At 65.3% G+C, this 4,143-nt stretch carries 3 protein-coding genes; 1 reads left to right on the top strand and 2 read right to left on the bottom strand.

All coding sequences use genetic code 11. The features are described from left to right. Together DOM45_RS19920 and rpmE are read right to left on the bottom strand one after the other, a co-directional pair. On the bottom strand, positions 1-1,184 hold a 1,184-nt coding region (locus DOM45_RS19920; protein WP_110603445.1), incomplete at its 3' end, for a malic enzyme-like NAD(P)-binding protein. Between the two features lie 334 nt (positions 1,185-1,518). Beyond that, a complete protein-coding gene (rpmE, locus tag DOM45_RS19925) occupies positions 1,519-1,734 on the bottom strand; it encodes a 50S ribosomal protein L31 (RefSeq protein ID WP_110603446.1) in 216 nt (71 codons plus the stop codon). Between the two features lie 204 nt (positions 1,735-1,938). Here rpmE and DOM45_RS19930 point away from each other — a divergent pair. Further along, positions 1,939-4,143, top strand: a 2,205-nt coding sequence (locus tag DOM45_RS19930) for a primosomal protein N' (RefSeq protein ID WP_205909520.1), incomplete at its 3' end; no start/stop codon positions are given.

The raw sequence follows: 4,143 nt of genomic DNA on the forward strand, positions 1-4,143 counted from the left end.
GCCACCGCCGCCGGAATCTTCTCCAGCAGACGCGAATCCACCGGCGTGGGGATGATGTAGCCACGACCGAACTCCAGCGAATCGAGTTCGTAGGCATCCAGCACCTCTTTCGTCACCGGCTCGCGCGCCAGATCCTTCAACGCATGAACGGCGGCAATCTTCATCTTTTCGTTGATGGCCGTGGCCCGCACATCCAGCGCGCCGCGGAAGATGAACGGGAACCCCAGTACGTTGTTGACCTGATTGGGGTAGTCGGAGCGCCCCGTGCCGATGATCACGTCGCTGCGGGTTGCGCGGGCGACATCGGGATGGATTTCGGGATCCGGATTGGAACAGGCGAACACGATCGGGTTGGCCGCCATCCTCTCGAGCTGCTCGGGCTTGAACAGATTCGGTCCGGAAAGACCGACGAAGACATCGGCACCCTCGATCGCCTCATCCAGCGTACGCAGCGGCGTTTCGGTGGCGAACTGGGCCTTGTACTGGTTGAGATCGCTGCGACCGCTGTGAATGACGCCATTGCGATCCAGCATGAAGATGTTCTCGGCCCTGGCGCCACACTCGATCAGCAGCTTCATGCAGGCGATGGCGGCGGATCCCGCCCCCAGGCAGACGATACGCGCGGTCGCCAGTGTCTTGCCGGCGATCTCCAGGGCGTTGAGCAGACCCGCGGCGGTCACGATCGCGGTGCCATGCTGGTCGTCGTGAAACACCGGGATGTCGCAGCGCTGCTTGAGCGCCGCCTCGATCTCGAAACACTCCGGCGCCTTGATATCCTCGAGATTGATCCCGCCCCAGGTGTTGGCGATGTTGGCAACCGTATCGATGAAGGCCTGGGCGGAGTCGGCTTCGACCTCGATATCCACCGAGTTGATGCCGGCGAAGCGCTTGAACAGGACTCCCTTGCCCTCCATGACCGGCTTGCTCGCCAGGGGACCGAGATTCCCCAGGCCCAGGATAGCGCTGCCGTCGGAGACGACGGCCACCAGATTGCCCTTGCCGGTGTAGAGATAGGCATTTTCCGGATCCAGGGCGATCTCCCTGCACGGTTCCGCGACACCGGGGCTGTAGGCCAGCGACAGATGCTTGGCGGTTTCGGTCGGCTTGGTCAGTTCGACCGACAGCTTGCCCGGAATCGGCTTGGCATGATAATCGAGCGCCGCCTGTCTTTTATCGTCACTCATGAGAGAGATTTCCCGATGGAGGGTGAGGTATTTCGGCATCGTCGTGCCATGGAGTCGCGCCAGATTATAGAAAAAAGGCAACCCATACAACTTTCACCCTTTTCCCTTCTTTCGCGAATTTTAAGTGCCTGTTTGAATCACTTCGATGCATTTGGCGACACTTATACCTGGACACCCAGCCATAAAACATCCCTTATCCATCGCCTCGGACGCTGACGCCCGGCCTGAAGGGCCCGCCCTCTTTGCGGCAACGGTATCCGGCGATCGGGCATGAAAAAGCCCGCCATGAAGGCGGGCTTCTCGACAACCGTTCGGTTCTCGGCGTGACGCGATCTCAACCGCGACGAACCGCAGCTCCGAAGCGCTTGTTGAAACGCTCGACGCGGCCACCGGTGGTCGCCTGCTTCTGCTTGCCGGTGTAGAACGGGTGACACTGCGAGCAGACGTCGACGTGGAAGTCTTCGCTGGCCGTGGTGCCGATCGAATGGGTCGCGCCACAGGAACAAGTCGCCGTGACTGTCTTGTATTCGGGATGAATAGACTGTTTCATCGTGAAGCCTCGCTTTGCGGTGTACCGCCACCTGATCTGTTGCCAGGCACCGTACACGGATAGGGAATCGCGGTTCACTCCCGCGCGACCGGCCCGCCTAGAATCCCGTAACCCGCATCGTCTGGCGATGGCGATATCACGGATAAGAGACGCACCCTACGTCGGAAGGCGGCGCATTTTAGCAGAATTGTTCACGGAGGCCAATTGGCAGATTCCAGTACCGCCCCCGGGAGCGCGGCAACGCCCGTGCCTCGGATTCTTCGTATCGCCGTTCCCACGCCGCTGAGGCGACTGTTCGACTATCGCCCCGCGGGCCAGCCCCCTGCCGGCGGTTGGTGCCCCGGCCTGCGGGTCAAGATTCCGTTCGGGCGACGTTATCTGGTCGGGATCGTGATGGAGTGCGCGATGGAGAGCGAACTGCCGGCCAGCCAACTGAAACCGATCACGGAACGGCTCGACGACGAGCCGCTACCGGCTGACTGGCTATGGCTCTGCCAATTCACCGCCCGCTACTATCAACATTCGCTGGGCGATACGCTGCATCACGCGCTGCCCGGGCCTCTGCGCCAGGGACGACCGCTCGAGGCACGCAGCCGCGAGCGGTGGCAGCTGAACGCTCCCGAGGCCGCCGCCCTCGATGCCTTGAGCCGCGCACCACGCCAACGCGAACTGGTCCGGCTGCTGGCCCAGCATCGCCACGGCATGGTCACCTCCGCCATCACCGCGCAGGGGTATGCGCGCCCGCTGCTGCTGGGGCTGCTCGACAAGTCGCTGGTCACTTGCACCAGTGAACCGCTGACCGCCAGCGAAGGCTGGTCGGGTGCGCTGCTCGCCGAGCCGGCTCTGCCGCTCAACCGGGAACAGGCCGCCGCGCTCGCGGCACTCCACGAAGGACTGGACCGCTTTCACCCCTGCCTTCTCCATGGCGTCACGGGAAGCGGCAAGACAGAGGTCTACCTGCAACTGATCGAGGCGGTGCTGGGCCAGGGCCGTCAGGCGCTGGTGCTGGTGCCCGAGATCGGCCTGACACCGCAGACCCTGTCGCGCTTTCGCAAGCGCTTTCGCGCACCGGTCGTGGCGTTGCACTCGGGCCTCACCGATCTGGAGCGCCTCGATGCGTGGGAGGCCGCCCGCAGCGGGCGCGCGCCGATCGTCATCGGTACCCGCTCCGCCATCTTCACGCCGCTGGCGCGACCCGGCGTGATCATCGTCGACGAGGAGCACGACGGCTCGTTCAAGCAGCAGGATGGCTTGCGCTACCACGCCCGCGACCTGGCGATGGCCCGTGCCCACCGCGATGGCGTACCGATCCTGCTGGGTAGTGCCACCCCGTCGCTGGAGAGCCTGGCCCAGGCGCGCAGCGGACGCTATCGACATCTTCGTCTGACCCAGCGGCCCAGCCGCCACGCCCCGGCCAAGCTCGAACTGGTCGACCTGCGGGGGCGGCAGCGCCAGGGCGGGCTGATCCCGCCGGCGATCGACGCCATCCGTCAGGCACTGAAAGCCGAGGGGCAGGTGCTGGTCTTCATCAACCGACGCGGCTTCTCGCCGTCGCTGGCGTGTCATCAGTGCGGCTGGATTGCCGAGTGCCGCCACTGCGACTCACGGATGACGCTCCATCGTCAGCCGCCGCGCCTGGTCTGCCATCACTGCGAACACCAGCAGCCGCAGCCGGACGCCTGCCCGAGCTGCGGCAGTGCCGACCTGCGACCGCTCGGCGCCGGTACCGAGCGCAGCGAGGAGACGCTCGCCACTCTGTTCCCCGACACCCCGGTCTATCGCATCGACCGTGACAGCACAAGGCGCAAGGAAGCCTTCGACCAGCTGCTGACCGAGATTCGACGCGGCGAACCGAGCCTGCTGGTTGGAACCCAGATGCTGGCCAAGGGGCACCATCTTCCTCACGTGACGCTGGTGGTGGTGGTCAATGCCGACGCCGGTCTCTACGCCAGCGATTTTCGCGCGCTCGAGCAGAGCGCCCAGTTGCTGGTCCAGGTGGCCGGTCGTGCCGGTCGCGCCGACCGGGCCGGTCGCGTTCTGGTCCAGACGCTGCATCCCGACGACCCCAACCTGCGGCTGCTGGCGGACAGCGGCTACGATGCGCTGGCCTACCAGCTGCTCGAGGAGCGGCGCCTCGCCGGCCTGCCCCCCTACCGTTACCTGGCGCTGGCGCGTTTCGAGGCCTCTCGCGAGGAGGATGCCCGCCAGGCCGCGGAAGCTGCCGGCGACGCCGTCCGCCAGTGGCTCGCCGAACGCCAGTCGCCGGTGCACTGCCTGGGCCCCGTTCCCGCCCCGATGGAACGCCGCCAGAACCGCTATCATGTTCAACTGATGCTCTCCGCGGAAAAGCGCAGCGCGCTGCACGAGGCGAGCGCCTGGCTGGTCGGCTGGATGGAGAGCGCCGCCTCG

Origin of the sequence: Salinicola lusitanus (genome assembly GCF_003206045.1) — a bacterium.
Taxonomy (GTDB): Bacteria; Pseudomonadota; Gammaproteobacteria; order Pseudomonadales; family Halomonadaceae; genus Salinicola; species Salinicola lusitanus.